11 protein-coding genes and 1 pseudogene are annotated in these 14,760 nt (G+C 60.3%); 10 read left to right on the top strand and 2 right to left on the bottom strand.

Annotation, left to right across the window (positions count from 1 at the left end):
* Positions 1 to 67: 67 nt before the first annotated feature.
* Together O3303_RS05060 and O3303_RS05065 are read left to right on the top strand one after the other, a co-directional pair.
* Positions 68 to 517, top strand: coding sequence for a sugar 3,4-ketoisomerase (locus tag O3303_RS05060; protein WP_269560981.1), 450 nt, complete (start codon positions 68 to 70; stop codon positions 515 to 517).
* Positions 514 to 1,494 (top strand): GNAT family N-acetyltransferase, encoded by a 981-nt coding sequence (locus O3303_RS05065; protein ID WP_269560982.1) that lies wholly within the window; start codon positions 514 to 516, stop codon positions 1,492 to 1,494. The genes O3303_RS05060 and O3303_RS05065 overlap by 4 nt, the downstream gene beginning before the upstream one ends.
* Before the next feature lie 47 nt (positions 1,495 to 1,541).
* On the opposite strand, the gene O3303_RS05070 is transcribed toward O3303_RS05065, so the two are convergent.
* On the bottom strand, positions 1,542 to 2,723 hold the full coding sequence (locus O3303_RS05070) for an AI-2E family transporter (RefSeq protein WP_269560983.1): 1,182 nt from the start codon (positions 2,721 to 2,723) through the stop codon (positions 1,542 to 1,544).
* Between the two features lie 192 nt (positions 2,724 to 2,915).
* Here O3303_RS05070 and O3303_RS05075 point away from each other — a divergent pair, with 192 nt between their 5' ends.
* The 8 genes and pseudogenes from O3303_RS05075 to rplT all read left to right on the top strand — a co-directional run bounded on the left by O3303_RS05075 (position 2,916) and on the right by rplT (position 13,992).
* A complete protein-coding gene (locus O3303_RS05075; RefSeq protein WP_269560984.1) occupies positions 2,916 to 4,832 on the top strand; it encodes a DNA topoisomerase IV subunit B in 1,917 nt (638 codons plus the stop codon).
* A gap of 172 nt (positions 4,833 to 5,004) precedes the next feature.
* Positions 5,005 to 7,962, top strand: a complete 2,958-nt coding sequence (locus O3303_RS05080; RefSeq protein WP_269560985.1) for a DNA gyrase/topoisomerase IV subunit A — start codon at positions 5,005 to 5,007, stop codon at positions 7,960 to 7,962.
* A 175-nt stretch (positions 7,963 to 8,137) separates the two neighbouring features.
* Positions 8,138 to 9,010, top strand: a complete 873-nt coding sequence (locus O3303_RS05085; protein ID WP_269560986.1) for a tetratricopeptide repeat protein — start codon at positions 8,138 to 8,140, stop codon at positions 9,008 to 9,010.
* A 52-nt stretch (positions 9,011 to 9,062) separates the two neighbouring features.
* Entirely contained in the window at positions 9,063 to 10,211 is a 1,149-nt protein-coding gene (locus tag O3303_RS05090; RefSeq protein ID WP_269560987.1) for a tetratricopeptide repeat protein, read from the top strand.
* Positions 10,212 to 10,321: 110 nt separating this feature from the next.
* Positions 10,322 to 12,265, top strand: a complete 1,944-nt coding sequence (thrS, locus tag O3303_RS05095; RefSeq protein ID WP_269560988.1) for a threonine--tRNA ligase — start codon at positions 10,322 to 10,324, stop codon at positions 12,263 to 12,265.
* 264 nt (positions 12,266 to 12,529) lie between these two features.
* Positions 12,530 to 13,087: pseudogene (gene infC / locus O3303_RS05100) on the top strand (translation initiation factor IF-3); the annotation flags it as partial.
* Between the two features lie 207 nt (positions 13,088 to 13,294).
* Positions 13,295 to 13,489 carry a 50S ribosomal protein L35 gene (gene rpmI, locus O3303_RS05105; RefSeq protein ID WP_187316339.1) on the top strand — a complete coding sequence of 65 codons (195 nt, stop codon included), beginning with the start codon at positions 13,295 to 13,297 and terminating at the stop codon, positions 13,487 to 13,489.
* A gap of 158 nt (positions 13,490 to 13,647) precedes the next feature.
* Positions 13,648 to 13,992, top strand: a complete 345-nt coding sequence (gene rplT / locus O3303_RS05110) for a 50S ribosomal protein L20 (protein ID WP_269560989.1) — start codon at positions 13,648 to 13,650, stop codon at positions 13,990 to 13,992.
* A gap of 95 nt (positions 13,993 to 14,087) precedes the next feature.
* Here rplT and O3303_RS05115 read toward each other — a convergent pair whose 3' ends face one another.
* On the bottom strand, positions 14,088 to 14,507 hold the full coding sequence (locus O3303_RS05115; RefSeq protein WP_269560990.1) for an STAS/SEC14 domain-containing protein: 420 nt from the start codon (positions 14,505 to 14,507) through the stop codon (positions 14,088 to 14,090).
* Positions 14,508 to 14,760 lie beyond the last annotated feature (253 nt).

Here is a 14,760-nt window from a genome sequence, read left to right on the forward strand (position 1 = left end):
AGCAGAAGCGTTACTTTTGGCTGATTAGCCCGGTTGCGTGCCGGTAGTTTTGCCTCTTATAGCCTCTATGCCCCCGCCGCCTGCCGTCTATTCCGTACCGTGCCTGCTGCCGCTGCCGCGCACCGGCAGCGCCGATACCGGCTTCACGGTGGCCGTGGCGTCCGATGGGGTGCTGCCCTTCACGGTGGCGCGCTCCTACTGGATTTATCACACTCCCAGCCAGGTGCAGCGCGGCCACCATGCCCACCACACGCTGCAGCAGCTGCTGGTAGCCGTGAGTGGCCGCCTGGAAATCACGCTGGAAACTACCACGGGCCAGCAGCAGCACTTCGTGCTCGACCGGCCCGACGTGGGCCTCTACCTGCCCGGGCTGTACTGGCGGACTGTGCGCTTTCAGCAGCAGGCCGTGCTGCTGTGCCTGGTATCGGAGCCTTATTCGGAGGCCAGCTACATCCGCGACTATGCCGCATTCCGGGCGCTGGCCCCTGCCGGTAGCCCAACCGCCCACCGCGTATGAGTGGCGCGGAACCTGCTGCCATCCGGGTAGAGCGGTATGAGCCCGGCCACGCCGCCGCCTGGGACGCGCTGGTGGCGGCTTCGGCCAACGGCCCCTTCCTGTTTGGCCGCGCGTATCTGGACTATCACCAGGACCGGTTCGAGGATTGCTCGTGGCTGGTGTGGCAGGGCTTGCGGCTGCGGGCCGTGTTTGTGGCCGGGCGTATCCGAAATGCAGCCGAGCCCGCCACGCTGGTTGCGCACCCCGGCCTTGCCTACGGTGGCCTCGTAACGGCTGGGGCAGCCAAAACACCTGATGTGATAACCTGGTTGGATGCCTTGCGCACGGCCTGGCACGCAGCCGGCTTTCGGCAGCTGCTCCTGAAACCGGTGCCCCGGGTGTTCTGCCGGCAGCCTTCCGAGGCTGCCCTGTTCTGGCTGCACCGGCAGGGGGCGCAGCTGGCGGCCCGCGAGCTGAATTCGGTCATCGACCTGACCCGGCCGTTTCGGATTGGTACCTGGCGCCGCGGCAACCTGCGCAAGGCGCGCCTTCACGGCGTGGCTGTGGGCTGCACCACCGCCGACGCCGACTATGCCGCTTTCTGGGAGTTGCTCGCTACCAACCTGCACCGCACGCACGGCCGCCAGCCAGTACACACCCTGGCCGAAATTTGCCGGCTGCGTGACCGGAACCCGGGTCACCTGGAGCTGTGGGTGGCCCGCCTGGCCGAAGAAGTGGTGGGCGGCGTGCTGGTGTTTCAGGATGCCCGCCAGGGGTTTGTACACACGCAGTACATCGGCGGCAGCCCGCGCGGCAAGCAGGTGGGGGCCGTAGATGCGGTGCTGGCCGAGCTGCTGCGCTGCAAAGTGCCGGCTTTCCAGCGGCTGTCCTTTGGCATCTCCACGGTGCAGGGCGTGGTGAACCAAGGTCTCTTAAACCAAAAAGAGGGTTTCGGTGCTACGGCCGAAACCACAGACACCTACACCCTCAATTTTTAGCGTAAACAGATCTTATTTGGGCGCTACGGCCACTTCAGCTAAGCGCGTCAGGTTTGGTTGGTGAGGCGGTGCCAGAGCTTTTTCAAGCCGCCCGGCTCCTGGTTGCCGGACTTCGTGGAGTCTTCGCCGTCGGCGGTATCGCCGAGCAGGAAGCCCCAGGGCTCAGTGGATTTGTTGGCGTCGAGCACCACTTTAATCACGGCCATCAACGGAATGCTCAGGATCATGCCCGGCGTACCCCACAGCTCGTTGCCCAGAATCAGGGCCAGAATGGCAGCCAGCGGGTTGATGCTCACCTGGGAGCCCGTAATCATGGGCGTAATGAAGTTGCCTTCCAGAAACTGCACCACTACAAACACCCCGATAACCAGCGCCGCCTGCACCGGCGAACCGGTTTCGACCAGCGTGATAATGGCCGGAATAGTGGCCCCGATCAGAATACCAATGTAGGGGATGATGGCCAGCACCGAGGCAAAAATGGCGAAGAAGATGGCGAATTTCACCCCCAGTACCAGCAGCCCGATGCCGTTGAGGATGGCCACAATGATAATCACCTTGATCAGGCCCGAAATGTAGGCCTGCACTACCGTCTGGATATTATCCACGGTGTGCAGCACCGACGTGCGCTTGTCCGGGGCCACGAAGCGGAACATAAACTGCCGCAGATGGTCGCGGTAGAGCAGCAGACAGAAGATGTAGATGAGCACCTGCGCCAGGTTGCCGAGCACCGCCGATGTGGTGTTGAGCGTGGTGCCCAGGTACGAGCCACCCGACTTTTTGAGCGCTTTGATAGAGGTTTCCTTCACCTCCTCAATGCTCATGGGCGTGTAGCCAAACCGGTTGTGTGCCCAATCCTGCGCGTTGTTGAAGAACTCCATCATCTTCACCTGCAGCTTGGGAATCTCGCTCTGAAACTGCGTCAGCTGCGAGCCGAAACCCAGAATGACGCCGGCGAAAATGGCCAGCACCAGCAGCAGGCACAGGATGATGGCCAGAATGCGCGGTACTCCCTTCGCCTCCAGCCACCGGCAGATGGGCAGCAGCAGCAGCGTGAATACCGCTGAAAATAGCAGTGGCAGCAGAATATCGTCGAGCACGCGCAGCGAGTACACCAGCAGCACGGCGCCCAGAATGAAAAACGCGAACTGAACAATGGGAGTCTGCCGGACTTCCTGGTTGGGTTTGTGGCCGGACGGCGGTAGATGGTGTTGGGTAGCAGGAGGGAACATTTGCTAAAAAAAATGGGAGTGAGAGAGAAGCGTAATGGCCTGTCAGGCCGTTTATTCGCGAAATAGCCGGGAACGAACAAGGCCCTGGCTGGGTTTTGAATCAAGGATTTGCTAACTTCGCTAGCGAAACCAGCGCGCGGAAACCGCCGGTTTTCTGTGTTATTTTACCTCAAATTTCGATTTCCTGATTTCATGGCTGAAGAACTGGTACCCGCTACTACCCCCGACCACGGCTACACCGAGGACAGCATTCGTTCCCTGGACTGGCGTGAGCACATCCGGCTGCGGCCGGGCATGTACATTGGCAAGCTCGGGGATGGTTCGGCTTACGACGATGGTATCTACGTGCTGGTGAAGGAGGTAATCGACAACTCCATCGACGAGTACGTGATGGGCCACGGCCGCACTATCGAAATCAAGATATCCGACCAGCGCGTGCAGGTGCGCGACTACGGCCGTGGCATTCCGCTGGGCAAGGTGGTGGAAGTGGTGAGCAAGATTAACACGGGCGGCAAATACGACTCCAAGGTCTTTCAGAAATCTGTGGGCTTAAACGGGGTTGGCACCAAAGCGGTTAACGCGCTCAGCAATTACTTTCTGGTGCAGAGCGTCCGCGAGGGCCTGATGAAGTCGGCGGAGTTTGCCCAGGGCATCCTCACCAGCGACGCCAAGCCGGTGAAAACCAGCCAGCGCAACGGCACGCTGATGACCTTTCAGCCCGACGATTCCATCTTCCGCAACTATCGCTTCATCCCGGAATATCTGGAAAACCAGATCTGGAATTACGTTTATCTGAACGCGGGCCTGACCATCAACTTCAACGGTCAGAAATATTACTCCGAGAATGGCCTGCTGGATTTGCTGGCCCGCAAAATCGACCAGGAAAGCCGCCGCTACGACATCATCCACCTCAAGGCGGAAGATATTGAGCTGGCTCTCACCCACGGCAACGACTACGGCGAGGAGTATTACTCGTTCGTGAATGGGCAGTACACCACGCAGGGCGGCACGCACCTGGCGGCCTTCCGCGAGGCCGTGGTGAAAACCCTGCGCGAATTCTACAAGAAGGAGTACGACGCCACCGATATCCGCGGCTCCATCGTGGCCGCCATTTCGGTGCGGGTGCAGGAGCCGGTGTTCGAGAGTCAGACCAAAACCAAGCTGGGCTCGATGAACATGGGCCCCGACGGCCCCACGGTGCGCGGCTTCATCCTCGACTTCGTTAAAGAGCACCTCGATAACTACCTGCACAAGAACCCCGCCGCCGCCGAAGCCCTCAAGAAGCGCATCGAGCAGAACGAGCGGGAGCGGAAGGACATGGCCGGTGTGAAGAAGCTGGCCAACCAGCGCGCCAAAAAAGCCAACCTGCACAACCGCAAGCTCCGCGACTGCCGCTTCCACTTCGGCGAGGGCAAGCAGGAGGCCGAAGCCCTGACCACGCTGTTCATCACCGAGGGCGACTCGGCGTCGGGCTCCATCACCAAGAGCCGCAACGTGGAAACGGAGGCCGTATTCAGCTTGCGCGGCAAGCCGCTGAACTGCTTCGGCCTGAAAAAGAAAATCGTCTACGAAAACGAGGAGCTGAACCTACTGCAGCACGCCCTCAACATCGAGGAAGGCATTGAGGGGCTGCGCTACAACCGCGTGGTCATTGCCACCGACGCCGATGTGGACGGCATGCACATCCGGCTGCTGCTGCTCACGTTCTTCCTGCAGTTTTTCCCGGACTTGGTGCGCAACGGCCACGTGTTCATCTTAGAAACGCCGCTGTTCCGGGTACGCAACAAGAAAACCACTATCTACTGCTACAACGAGCAGGAAAAGCAGGCCGCCATGCGCCAGCTGGGCCGCAATCCCGAAATCACGCGCTTCAAAGGCCTCGGCGAAATCAGCCCCGACGAGTTCGGCAAGTTCATCGGCGACAACATCAAGCTGGAGCCCGTGATTCTGCAGTCTGACCGCTCCATCCAGCAGGTGCTCACCTACTACATGGGCAAGAATACGCCCGCCCGCCAGGAGTTCATCATCGACAACCTGCGCCTAGAAAAAGACCTGATTACGTCCGACGTGCTGCCGCTGGCCGAAGTGGCCGAGGAGGATCTGGCCTAAAGTAGAACGTCATGCTGAGCTTGCCGAAGCATCTCTACCGCTTCGTTGCAGTGCCATTGATTAGTCAGCGGTAGCGATGCTTCGGCTTCGCTCAACATGACGGTCAACAATACAAAATAACCTTCGGGCGCTTGCCTGAGCCCCGGAGAGAGGTACAAGAACAAAAATTCCCATGTCAGAAGAAACCAACCCCCAGACCCCTGATTCCGAAGAGCAGCCCGAAAACCTGTTCGGCGCCGGCGACTCGCTGGAGTTCGGGGCCACGCCGGTCGATGCGGAAACCCCGGCCGACCAAGCCTTGCCGTCCGTGGTGAATGAGTCCGGCGAGCTGCTGCTGGCCGAGTCCAGTGCCGACGTGCAGGCCGTGACCGAGCCGGAGCCCATTGCGCCGGCCGAGGAAGCCGAGGAGGAGCCCAAGTTCGCGCCCGGCGAAACCATCCACGACGTGGCCACCGTGAACGGCATGTACCAGAACTGGTTTCTGGACTACGCCAGCTACGTGATTCTGGAGCGCGCCGTGCCCGCCATCGAGGACGGCCTCAAGCCCGTGCAGCGCCGCATCATGCACGCCATGAAGGAAATGGACGACGGCCGCTTCAACAAAGTGGCCAACGTCATCGGGCAAACCATGCAGTACCACCCCCACGGCGACGCCAGCATCGGCGACGCCATGGTGAACCTGGGCCAGAAGGATCTGCTGATTGAAACCCAGGGCAACTGGGGCGACATCCGGACCGGCGACGGTGCGGCGGCTCCGCGCTACATTGAGGCCCGCCTGAGCAAGTTTACGCTGGATGTGGTGTTCAATCCCGACATCACGGAATGGCAGATGAGCTACGACGGCCGCAAGCGCGAGCCCACTACGCTGCCCGTGAAGTTTCCGCTGCTGCTGGCGCAGGGTGTGGAAGGTATTGCTGTGGGTTTGAGCACCAAGATCATGCCCCACAACTTCCGCGAGCTGTGCAAGGCCAGCATCGACGTGCTGAAAGGGCGGGAGATTCAGCTGTTTCCCGACTTCCCGACCGGCGGCCTCTGCGACGTAACCCACTACAATGGCGGCTTGCGCGGTGCCAAAATCCGGCTGCGCGCCACCATCGAGAAGGCCGACAAAACCATGTTGGTCATCCGCGACATTCCGTACGGCACCACCACCACGGCGCTGATGGAAAGCATCGTGAAAGCCTCGGAAGCCAATAAAATTAAGATCCGGAAGGTGGTCGACAACACGGCCGCCGAGGTGGAAATCCAGGTGCACCTGCCCACGGGCGTGTCGCCGGACCTCACCATGGACGCGCTGTACGCCTTCACCGACTGCGAAATCAGCATTTCGCCCAATACCTGCGTTATTATCGAGGATAAGCCGCGCTTTGTGGGGGTGGAGGACATGCTCAAGCTCAGCACCCAGAAAACGTTGCGGCTGCTGGAGCGGGAGCTGGAAATCCGGCAGGAGGAGCTCCAGGAAAAGTGGCATTCGGCTTCGCTGGAGAAGATTTTCATTGAAAACCGCATCTACCGCAAAATCGAGGAGTGCGAAACTTGGGAGGACATTCTGGCCACCATTGACGCCGGCCTGCGCAAGTTTGTGCGCATTGAAGGCGAGAAGCCTAAGGCCAACGACGCCCGCATTGTGCTGCGCCGCGCCCTCACCGAGGACGACCTGACGCGCCTGACTGAAATCCGCATCAAGCGCATCAGCAAGTTCGACGGCTTCAAGGCCGAGGAGTTCATCCAGCGCCTGGAAACCGAGCTGGCTGAGGTAGCCGACCATCTGGTGAACCTCACGCGCTACGCCATCAATTATTTCGAGGGCCTGCTGAAAAAGTACGGCCAGAATCGGGAGCGAAAAACCCAGCTGCGCACCTTCGACGTGGTGACAGCCCAGAAAGTGGCCGTGGCCAACCAGAAGCTCTACGTGAACTACGCCGACGGCTTCATCGGCTACGGCCTGAAGAAAGACGAGAAGGCCGTGACGGTATGCGACTGCTCGGACCTTGACGACATCATTGCCATCCGCCGCGACGGCACGTTCACGGTCACTAAAATCGCCGAGAAGACCTTCGTGGGCAAAGACATTCTGCACGCGGGGGTCTACAACAAAAACGACGACCGGCTGGTGTACAACATGGTGTACCAGGACGGCGCTTCGGGCATCAGCTTCGCCAAGCGCTTCCTGGTAACGGGCATCACCCGCGACAAGGTGTACGACCTGACCAAAGGCACCAAGGGCACCAAAACACTGTATCTGACGGCCAACCCCAACTCCGAGTCGGAAATAGTGGGCATTCAGCTGTCCGACAAGGCCCCGGCCCGCGTCAAGCAGTTCGACTTCGATTTTGCCGAGCTGGCCATCAAGGGCAAAGGCTCGATGGGCAACATCGTGACCAAGCAACTCATCAAGAAAATCATTCAGAAAAGCCTCGGCGACTCCACGCTGGGCGGCCGTGAGGTGTTCTTCGATTCGGTGGTGGGTCGCCTCAACACCGCCGGCCACGGCCGCTACCTGGGCACCTTCGACACCGACAACACCATTCTGGTGGTGTTCAAGGATGGCTCCTATGAGCTGACCGCGCCCGACCCGGCCATTCACTTCGACGTGCCCAACATTGTGCTGCTGCGCAAGCTGGAGCCCGATACCGTGCTCAGTACTGTGTACCTGGAAGGCGAAACCAAGGTGCACTACGTGAAGCGGTTCAAGATTGAAACCAGCACGGTGGCCAAGCGCTTCACGTTCATTTCGGAAACCAAAGGCTCCCGGATGCTAGCCGTCACGGCCAACCCCGAGCCCCAGGTGGAGGTGAAGCTGCAGCGCGACAAGAAAGCCGACAAGGAAACCGAGAAAATCAGCCTGCACGAGTTTATTGACGTGAAAGGCTGGAAGGCCATGGGCAACAAGCTCAACTACTTCCGCATCCACGGCCTCACGCTGCTCACCGACGAAGGTCCCGAGCCCGAGCGCCGCGAGGTGAAGCGCAAAGCTGGCCCCGCCACGCTGCCCCGGCCAACCGCCAGCGCCGCCCCGCCCGAAGCGCCGCTGCCCGAGCCCACCGGCGACGTGGATATTTCGGAGGCCGACATTGCGCAGGCCCAGGCCATTCTCAAAACTCCTAAGTCGCAGCTCAAGCTGTTCTAGCACGCCAGGGGGCGCGAAAGGCTGTTTCGCGACGAGCAAAGTGAGTGTCTACGCGCCCCGCCAACCTTGTTGGCGGGGCGTTTGGCATTTCCGGAACCTGGCCGGTGCCGCCCGATATTTGGACCTATTGCCCGAAAACCCGCAGCTTTACCGTTCGGATTGTAGCTGCTTAGGAATGGGAATGCCGTTTGGCCGGATGATTTTGTGGGTGAGTGTGCTGCTGGGGCTATGGTCAGCCCCAGCGGTGGCGCAGTTCCGCAAGCCCAAGCCCCGGCCGGTAGCCGCGCCGCCCACGCCGCCACCCTCCGCCGTGGTACGGCTGCTGGCGGAGGCTCAGGCGCTGCAGGCCCAGTACAAGGAGTCGGAGGCGCTGGGCAAGTACGAGCAGGTGCTGGCCCTGGCGCCGGCCACCTACGAGGCGCTGTGGCAGGCCGCCGTGCTCAGCGTCCGGATTGGGGCGCGTTACACCGACGAAACCCGCAAAACGGCCTACTTCTCCACGGCCCGCCTCTACGCCAGCCGGGCCTTGGTGGTGCGGCCTGATGGGGCCGAAAGCAATTATGCCGAGGCCCTGGCCCTGGCCAACCAGGCCACGCTGCTCACGGCCCGCGGCCGGCTCTTATCCTACAAAGTGATGAAGCCGCACGTGTTTCTGGCCGTGCAGCAGCGGCCCGACTTTGCGCCGGCCTGGCAGTTGCTGGGCCGCTGGCACTACCGTGTCGACCACTATACTATCCTGGAGCGGATTTTCAGCCGGGTATTTCTGGGCGGCATGCCGGGCGGGGCCAGCACTGATGCCGCGCTGGAGGCCCTCACCAACGCCCACACCCTCGACTCCCTGCAGATTCAGTACGCCTACGACCTGGCCCGCGTGCACCTCAACCAGGGCCACTACCGGCAGGCGGTTGCAGCCCTGCAGGATGCCGTGGTCCTGACGCCCGTTACGGCCGAGGAGCTGGAAGTCAGCCGCCGCTCCCGCAACCTGCTCACCCAGCTTAACCGGCGGCTGGTGAAGCAGGTGCAGCGCCATATTCGGGGGGTAGAGTAGGAGCGGGGCCACTTGGCTGGCCGCCGGGGCCGGCTGCGTATCTTTGCTGCTGATGCCTGCTTTCTCTTTTGCTTCTTTCCTTGAGCGGTTTGTCCGGCCGCTGCTGCCGCTGGCCGCGTGCCTGGCTACGGCCTGCGGCACCCCCGAGCCCGACCAGCCCGAAACCATGGTGAACCTGGCTACGGTGCAGAGCGGCCCCCAGATCCAGGCGCAGGAGCTGGACGGTGCCATTGCCCGCCAGCCCCGCAATGCTTCGCTGTATGCCCGCCGGGCTGCCTTCCGGCTCGATGCCGGCCAGCTGGAGCCCGCTCTGCGCGACGTCAACGAAGCCCTGGCCCTGGACGACGCGCAGGGCGAGTTCCACTTCATCAAGGCCCGGGCACTTCGGTTGCAGGGCAAGCTGCAGAGCGCCCTGGCTGCCGCCGATATTGCCTCGCGCCGCGGCTACGCCTCTGCCGAGTTGAACCTGCTGGTGGGCGAAACCCACTTGGCCGCCCGCGAGTACCAGACGGCCGTTGACTACCTGGACCGGGCCCTGCAGCAGGAGCCCGACCACACGGCCGCCCTGTTCTACAAAGGCATGGCCTACATGGGCCTGCAGGATACGGCCCAGGCCCTCGACTACCTGCGCGCCAGCCTCGCCCGCGACCCACGCCAGCCCGAAACTCTGCATCAGCTGGCCTTCCTGTCGAATGCCTACCGCCAGCCGGCCAACGCCGCCGTGTATGCCGCTCGTGGCCTCAAGGTGGCCCCCGCCTACGGCCCTCTCTGGTACGACTACGGCCGCCAGTTTGAACTGCAGAACCAGCCCGACAGCGCCGTGCGCATCTACACCCGCGCTGTGCAGCTCGATACCACCTTCTACCGTGCCGACTACCGGCTGGGGCTGGCCGCCTACAAGGCTCGCCGCTATGCTGAGGTAGTCCCGCACCTGCAGCGGGCGTTGCGCCGCTCGCCGCGCCTGGCCGGAGCCCGCCAGATGCTGGCCGAAAGCTTCGAGAGCCTGAGCCGCTATCCGGAAGCGGCCAATCAATACCGCCTGCTGGTGCAGGAAAACCCCGGCAACCGCCACTGGACCTATAAGGCCTGGAAAACCAACAACCGGGCCCGCGGCATTCTCGTGGACGAAACACCCGTGCGCCGGCCAGCCGTGGAGGCGGTGGAGCCGATCAGCAGTTTTCGCCCATTATCGGGGTTTTAGCACGCCCGTAGTTAAGGGGAATTGTGGCCTTAATAGGGGCAACAGCCGATAGAAACTTCTAACTTGCCGCCTCACGGCTGCTTGTATAGCCACAATCCCCCTTCTTTTTTATGCTTAACATCACCCTCCCCGACGGCTCGGTGCGCCAGTTTGTAGATGGCGCCACGGGCTACGACGTTGCCGCCGGCATCAGCGAAGGCCTCGCCCGCAATGCCCTCGGCGTGCGCGTCAACGGCGAAGTGCGCGACCTGCACCGCCCGATTGGCCAGGATGCCGAAGTGGCCATTCTGACCTGGAACGACCAGGACGGCAAGTCGACTTTCTGGCACTCCTCGGCCCACTTGCTGGCTGAAGCCCTCGAAGCCCTGTACCCCGGCGTAAAGCTGGGCATCGGCCCGAGCATCGAAAACGGCTTCTACTACGACATCGACCTAGGCGAAGGCCGCACGATTTCCACCGATGATCTGCCGGAAGTCGAGAAGAAGATGCTCGAGCTGGCTAAGAAGAAAAGCACCTACGAGCGCAAGGAGGTGAGCAAGGCCGACGCCATTGCCTACTTCACCGAAAAGCAGGACCCCTACAAGCTGGATTTGCTGGAGCGCCTCGATGACGGCTCCATCACCTTCTACACCCAGGGCGACTTCACCGACCTCTGCCGTGGCCCGCACATCCCCGATACCTCGCCCATCAAGGCCGTGAAGCTGCTCAACGTGGCCGGCGCCTACTGGCGCGGCGACGAAAAGAACAAGCAGCTCACGCGCATCTACGGCATCACCTTCCCCAAGGCTAAGGAGCTGACCGAGTACCTGGAGCGCCTGGAAGAGGCCAAGCGCCGCGACCACCGCAAGCTGGGTAAAGAGCTGGAGCTGTTCACGTTTTCCGAGAAAGTAGGAGCGGGGCTGCCCTTGTGGCTGCCCAAAGGCACGGCCCTACGCGAGAAGCTGGAGCAGTTTCTGCGCCGCGCCCAGCTGCGCGCCGGCTACCAGCCCGTCGTGACGCCCCACATCGGCTCCAAGGAGCTGTACGTGACCAGCGGCCACTACGAGAAGTACGGCGCCGACTCGTTCCAGCCCATCAAGACGCCTAACCCCGGCGAGGAATTCTTCCTCAAGCCGATGAACTGCCCCCACCACTGCGAAATCTACAAGAGCAAGCCCCGCTCGTACCGCGACCTGCCGGTGCGCCTCGCCGAGTTCGGCACGGTGTACCGCTACGAGCAGAGCGGCGAGCTGCACGGCCTGACCCGTGTACGGGGCTTTACCCAGGATGACGCCCACATCTTCTGCCGCCCCGACCAGGTGAAGGAGGAGTTCCTGAAGGTGATTGACATCGTGCTCTACGTGCTCAAGGCCCTCGATTTCCCTGACTTCACCGCCCAGATTTCCCTGCGCGACCCCGAGAACAAAGCCAAGTACATCGGCTCCGACGAGAACTGGGAGAAAGCCGAGCGGGCCATCATCGAGGCTGCGGCCGAGAAGGGCCTGAGCACGGTAACCGAGCTGGGCGAAGCCGCCTTCTACGGCCCCAAGCTCGACTTCATGGTACGCGACGCCATCGGCCGCAAGTGGCAGCTGGGCACCATTCAGGTTGATTATAACCTGCCCGAGCGGTTCGAGCTGGAGTACGTGGCCCCCGACAACTCGCGCCAGCGCCCCGTTATGATTCACCGCGCCCCGTTTGGCTCGCTGGAGCGTTTCGTGGCCGTGCTTATCGAGCACTGTGGCGGCAACTTCCCACTCTGGCTCTCGCCTGAGCAGTTTGCCGTGCTGCCCATCTCGGAGAAGTACCACGACTACGCCCAGCAGGTCTACGACCAGTTGGTGCAGGCTGATATGCGCGGCACTGTGGACCACCGCGACGAGAAAATCGGCCGCAAAATCCGGGACGCGGAGGTGTCCAAGGTCCCCTACATGCTCATTGTGGGCGAGAAGGAGCAGGCCGAGGGCATCGTCTCCATCCGTCGCCACGGCCAGGGCGACGTGGGCGCTATGCCCATCGCCGCCTTCATTGCTGACTTCCAGCAGCAGGTGCAGACCATGATGGACGGCAACTAGCCCGCCCGCCACATCCATCGCTGACAAAGAGCCCCTGATGCGCCGCGCATCAGGGGCTCTTTTTCGCTAACAGCCACCGATAACAGGCGCCTTTCGGGGCCCCAACAGCCAGGAAAAGACGGCCTCATTCGGCAATTTTATATAGTCTTTCTTGAGCGTTCAGAAAAAATGCCGGATATTCGCACGCTGATTGAACCCACCAGGCACCCACTGTGTCTTATCAATCCTAGCTAAAACCGACGTCCACCTAAAGGAAAAACAGCCATAGCAACCCCCAACCGCCGTTATATTCCTCGCGCCCAGGTCGAGGAGCCGTTTAAAATCAATCAAAAGATTACGGCCCGCGAAGTCCGTCTTGTTGGCGACAACATCGAACAAGGTATCTATCCAATTGAGCAGGCCCGGCGCTTTGCTCAGGAGCAGAACCTCGACCTCGTGGAAATTTCGCCCACGGCTGTACCGCCCGTGTGCCGCGTCATCGACTACTCGAAATTTAAGTACGAGCAGAAGAAGAAAACCCGCGAGCTGAAGGCCAAGCAAACGAAAGTCGTTATCAAGGAAATCCGTTTCGGACCCAATACCGATGACCACGACTTTGCTTTCAAGCTCAAGCACGCGCAGGAATTCCTGCGCGAAGGTGCCAAGATCAAAGCGTATGTGCACTTCGTAGGCCGTAGCATTGTGTTCAAGGAGCGGGGTGAAATCCTGCTGCTCAAGTTCGCACAGGCCCTCGAAGACCTTGGTAAAGTAGAGCAACTGCCCAAGCTGGAAGGCAAGCGCATGTTCCTCTATCTGGCTCCTAAGGCCATTGTGCCAGTCAAGCCAGTCAGCAAGCCTGCTACCCCGAAAGAAGGCGGCAAAGAAGCTCCGAAAGAAGCTAAACCTGCTGCTGCCGTCGCTTCGGGCGATACTGCTCCAGCTGAAGATCCGGCTGAATAGTTTTTACGGGGCTTCGGCCCCATTGTACGCTGGCGCACCGGCCCTAGGCAGCCGACCGCCGCAGTTTTTCACCCTTTTTTCATCACCACAATGCCGAAAATGAAAACCAAGTCCGGTGCCAAGAAGCGCTTTGCGCTGACCGGTACGGGCAAAATCAAGCGTAAGCACGCTTACAAGAGTCACATCCTCACCAAGAAAACCACCAAGCAGAAGCGTAACCTTACGCACGTTGGTCTGGTTAGCTCGGCCGATATGAACCGCGTAAAAGACATGCTTACGATTTAATTAAGGATTCAGAATTCAGAATGTCGGCTCAGCTGATTAGTCGGTGACGGCCCGGGTTCTCAATTCTTGATTTTTAATTTTTAATTTTTCACCAGGCGTCCGGCTGAAATAAAAGATGCGGTACTAAACCCGCCGCCGGCCGCCAAAAAAAACTGGTTATGCCAAGAAGTGTCAACCACGCGGCCTCGCGCCACCGTCGGAAAAAGATTATGCGTTTGGCGAAGGGCTATTATGGCCGTCGCAAAAACGTTTGGACCGTTGCCAAGAACGCCGTTGAGAAAGGCTTGCTCTATGCTTACCGCGACCGGAAGGTTAAGAAGCGTGAGTTCCGTGCCCTCTGGATTCAGCGTATCAACGCTGGTGCCCGTGAGCATGGCATGTCCTACTCCCAGTTGATGGGTGGCCTCAAGAAAGTGGGTATCGACCTGAACCGTAAAGTTCTGGCCGACCTCGCCCTTAACCACCCCGCTGCCTTCAAAGGCATCGTAGAAAAAATCAAGTAAGCTCCCCGGAGTCTGCTTGTAAAAAGAGCCTGATCGATATGATCAGGCTCTTTTTTATTGTACCACTGGTGCGACTGGTAAGAGGGTGTCCAGGGCTAATTTGCCTCTTTCTGGGCTTCGCGTAGCCAGTTTTGCGCTTCCTCCATACTGCTGAACATGCGCATGTGCAAACGGCCACCAATGCCCAGAAACATCGACTGGGCAGAACTGGCAGCTAATGATTCAGCGCTGACAATATGGGCAAAGTGAGTAAGTCCAACTGTCGTTGCGCGAGGAGCCCAGTTCGTTGCAATCCATTCCACCGCATGGTCCCAGGGACCAACTACCTGCCGATTGTCGTTGAGCAGATAGCGACAGTTGTTTTCCTGAATAGGAAACAGGCAAGCATCAGCGCCGGCTATTACGCCAGTATAGGTCTGGTAGCCTATCCAGTTGTTGTACACCCAATGGTTGGCCGCATCGTAGTTGATGGTCAGGTATACCTTGCCAAAACCATTTGTTAATTCAGTGAGCATAATGTGAGGCGCAGAATGTAAGTAGAGGGTCGAAACGGGGCGTATGGGCCCGTCAAAGTAAGCCAGCGCCGGCAGATCCGGGTGGCGGACCCTCATGCATGTAAAGCTACACCCATTCGGCAAAACCGCATATTCAACGCGGTGAACGAGCGAAACGGGCAATGTGCGGGCATTAAAAAAGCCCCTTTCTGCTGCAGAAAGGGGCTTTTTACAAGTAGCGGGGACGAGAGTTGAATTGGTTGCTACTCCGGTA

Source organism: Hymenobacter canadensis (genome assembly GCF_027359925.1).
Lineage (GTDB): Bacteria > Bacteroidota > Bacteroidia > Cytophagales > Hymenobacteraceae > Hymenobacter > Hymenobacter canadensis.

Excerpts from the sequence above, each read along its gene's own strand:
- O3303_RS05060 (WP_269560981.1), top strand. The coding sequence starts at position 68 with ATGCCCCCGCCGCCTGCCGTCTATTCCGTACCGTGCCTGCTGCCGCTG.
- O3303_RS05065 (WP_269560982.1), top strand. The coding sequence starts at position 514 with ATGAGTGGCGCGGAACCTGCTGCCATCCGGGTAGAGCGGTATGAGCCC.
- O3303_RS05070 (WP_269560983.1), bottom strand. The coding sequence starts at position 2,723 with ATGTTCCCTCCTGCTACCCAACACCATCTACCGCCGTCCGGCCACAAA.
- O3303_RS05075 (WP_269560984.1), top strand. The coding sequence starts at position 2,916 with ATGGCTGAAGAACTGGTACCCGCTACTACCCCCGACCACGGCTACACC.
- O3303_RS05080 (WP_269560985.1), top strand. The coding sequence starts at position 5,005 with ATGTCAGAAGAAACCAACCCCCAGACCCCTGATTCCGAAGAGCAGCCC.
- O3303_RS05085 (WP_269560986.1), top strand. The coding sequence starts at position 8,138 with ATGGGAATGCCGTTTGGCCGGATGATTTTGTGGGTGAGTGTGCTGCTG.
- O3303_RS05090 (WP_269560987.1), top strand. The coding sequence starts at position 9,063 with ATGCCTGCTTTCTCTTTTGCTTCTTTCCTTGAGCGGTTTGTCCGGCCG.
- thrS (WP_269560988.1), top strand. The coding sequence starts at position 10,322 with ATGCTTAACATCACCCTCCCCGACGGCTCGGTGCGCCAGTTTGTAGAT.
- rpmI (WP_187316339.1), top strand. The coding sequence starts at position 13,295 with ATGCCGAAAATGAAAACCAAGTCCGGTGCCAAGAAGCGCTTTGCGCTG.
- rplT (WP_269560989.1), top strand. The coding sequence starts at position 13,648 with ATGCCAAGAAGTGTCAACCACGCGGCCTCGCGCCACCGTCGGAAAAAG.
- O3303_RS05115 (WP_269560990.1), bottom strand. The coding sequence starts at position 14,507 with ATGCTCACTGAATTAACAAATGGTTTTGGCAAGGTATACCTGACCATC.